Annotated in this window: 2 protein-coding genes and 1 pseudogene; 2 read left to right on the top strand and 1 reads right to left on the bottom strand. The window is 69.3% G+C overall.

Features of this window, described 5'->3' with window-relative positions; all coding sequences use genetic code 11:
- Window positions 1-690: HemK/PrmC family methyltransferase (locus VG869_13520; protein ID HEV3452203.1), on the top strand; the 690-nt coding region annotated here is incomplete at its 5' end.
- A 13-nt stretch (window positions 691-703) separates the two neighbouring features.
- Window positions 704-1,483, top strand: a complete 780-nt coding sequence (locus VG869_13515; protein HEV3452202.1) for a Sua5/YciO/YrdC/YwlC family protein — start codon at window positions 704-706, stop codon at window positions 1,481-1,483.
- Window positions 1,484-1,583: 100 nt separating this feature from the next.
- Here VG869_13515 and VG869_13510 read toward each other — a convergent pair.
- Window positions 1,584-2,555: pseudogene (locus tag VG869_13510) on the bottom strand (IS30 family transposase).
- Between the last annotated feature and the right edge of the window lie 267 nt (window positions 2,556-2,822).

Raw genomic sequence — 2,822 nt, 5'->3', positions numbered from 1 at the left:
CTCGACCTCCTCGTGGACCCACGGGTGCTGATCCCGCGGCCCGAGACCGAACAAGTCGTCGAGGTCGCGCTGGCCGAGGCGCGGCGGCTCGACGCGGTCGACGGCGACGGTTCGGGTGCGGGCGCCGGCCTCGTGATCGCCGATGTCGGCACCGGCTCGGGCGCCATCGCGTTGTCGCTCGCGACCGAGCTCGGTCCTCGTGTGGTGGCCGAGGTGTGGGCGACGGATGCCAGCACCGACGCGCTCGCGGTCGCGGCGTCGAACCTCGAGGCCGTGCGCGGGGCGCAGCCGGCTGCGGCCGCAGTGCCTCCGACGACGTTGGTGCACGGCAGCTGGCTGGAGCCACTGCCGTCACGCCTTCGGGGCGGCGTCGATCTGGTGGTCTCGAACCCACCGTATGTGAGCGAGGCTGAGTGGAACGAGCTGGCGGCCGAAGTCAGGCTCGAGCCCCGGGGCGCGTTGGTGGCCGGCGCAGCGACCGACGGCACGGCGGGACTGGCTGACGTCGAGGCGGTGCTGCGTCAGGCGCGTGCTTGGTTGCGCCGTCGCGGCGCGGTCGTGGTCGAGATTGCGCCACACCAGGCGGGGGCGGCGGCTGCCTTGGCATCGGTCCTGGGCTACGGCGAAACCCGGGTGGACGAGGACCTGGCTCGGCGTCCGCGCGTGCTGGTCGTCCGCAGCAGAGACTAGAGATGTGAGGGTCATGGGGGAGGACGAAACGGAGGAGCACGAGGTGGCGAGGCCACCTGTCGTCGATGCCGGTGACGCGAAGGTCGCCACCGCGTTGGCCGATGGCGCCGTTGTTGCCGTGCCCGGCGTCGGCGGGTATGCCCTTGCAGTGCGCGTCGGGACACCGGGTGCCGAGGCACGGCTCGTGGCCATGGCGGCCGACCCCGACGGACCGCACTACGCGGTCGGCCAGCGCGACGACGTGCGCGCGCTCACCTCGGGCTGGAGCGACGAGATCGCAAGCCTGCTCGATCGGTGCTGGCCCGGTCCGGTCGACGTCTTCCTGCCCCGTGCGCTGCCGGTCACGGAGACTGACGATGGCGGTCTCGATGGCGTCGACGATGCAGACGGTGCCGACGGTGCCGAATCGGACGAGGCCGACGCCAATGGCAGCAGCGAGGTGAGCGCGGTGAGCGAGCCCGGCGACGCGGACAGCGGCGGGTGGGCCGTCACGGTGGGGATGCCCGACGGCCGGGCGCTGCGGCGTCTCTGCAAAGAGCACGGTCCGTGGCGGACCATCCCCCTCAATTACAACGAGGCGACCGAAGTGGCCAACGCGTTCGACGTGGCCGACGTCGTGCTCGTCGTCGACGGTGGCCGTCGCGACGGTGAGCCGCCGACGCTCGTGGACGCAACCGTGTCCCCGGTCCGCGTCTTGCGTGAGGGGGCGCTGCCCTCCAACTTCATCGACGCCACCATGGCCATGGGGGGGCGGAAACGCTGGTTCGGTCGCTCGCGATCGAAACAGGACTGACCGTCCGCGGCGCCCACCCTTAAATAGCCTCTCCGTCCCGCTCGAGCCGGTCTCCGGACATCGTGTCGCCCGTATACGGGGCGGACCGCCGGCGGCGGATTCAACCGGTGTCTGCAAGAACCTCGGCGAGCTTCTCTGATGGTTTCATGTATCCGAGCGTCTTGCGAGGGCGGTTGTTGAGACTGTCGGCGATGCGCTGTAGGTCCTCTGAGCTATGGAGCGACAGGTCGGTGCCCTTGGGCATGTATTGGCGCAAAAGTCCGTTGGTGTTCTCGTTGGAGCCGCGTTGCCAGGGACTGTGGGGGTCGCAGAAGTAGATCTGGACACCGGTGTCGACGCGGAAGCGCTCGTGGCGAGCCATCTCTGATCCTTGATCCCAGGTGATGGAACGCCAGAGCCGTTCGGGGAGCTCGGTGATGGCCCGGGCCATGGCCTCGGCGACCTTGTCGGCCTCGCGGCCCTCGCCCAGATGCAAGAGCATCACGTAACGCGTGGAGCGCTCGACGAGGGTGCCGACGGCGGAGCGACCCTGAGCGCCCAAGATGAGGTCGCCCTCCCAGTGGCCCGCCACAGCCCGGTCCTCGGCCTCGGCCGGGCGCTCGGAGATCATGACCTTGTTCGTGATCGAGCCACCCTGGGCGCGTCCGTGCGGGCGACGCCTCGCCCGGCCGGTGCGCAGGCTTCGATGCAGCTCACGGCGTAGTTCACCTCGGCCCTGGACGAAGAGGCTCTGGTAGATGGTCTCGTGGCTCACCCACATCATCGGATCGTCGGGGAACTCGCGGCGCAACTGCTGAGCGATCTCGTCGGGAGACCAGAACTCGATGAGCCACTCGGTGACGAGCTCACACAAGGGGGGATAGTCGAGCTTGGCCGCCTTGGGCCGGCGCGCCCGCTCATAGGCCCGGACGTGGGCCCGTACGCATCGGTAGTGCCGGCGCCCACCGTTAGCCTCTACCTCTCGCGAGATGGTCGAAACGCTGCGCCCGAGCCACGCCGCGATGGCGCTGAAGCTCTCGCCGAGCACCAAGCCTCGTCCGATCTCCTCACGCTCCTCGAGGCTGAGACGACCCGGGCCCGGATGCCACGTTCGAACCTCGTCTTTGGGCCGTCCGGACCGCACGCCATGTCCAGGACCTGGCGCCACGCGCCAGACGGTGTGCCAGCTGCAGCTAAAGCGGGCACCGATCTCCTTGAAGGTAAGCCCCCGCCTTCGCAGCTTGCGCACCTCGCGGACCTGCTCAGGACTCAGCTTCCTCTGTGGCATCGCGTCCACCCCTTATTCGATCGTCACCATGTCCGATCGCCGGGGACTTTGCGCGGACCGGTTGAATCCGCC

Source organism: Acidimicrobiia bacterium, from assembly GCA_035948415.1.
In the GTDB taxonomy this organism is placed as follows: Bacteria; Actinomycetota; Acidimicrobiia; order IMCC26256; family PALSA-555; genus PALSA-555.
Note: the sequence above shows the minus strand (reverse complement) of the source record. Positions and strands in the feature narration are given on the sequence as shown.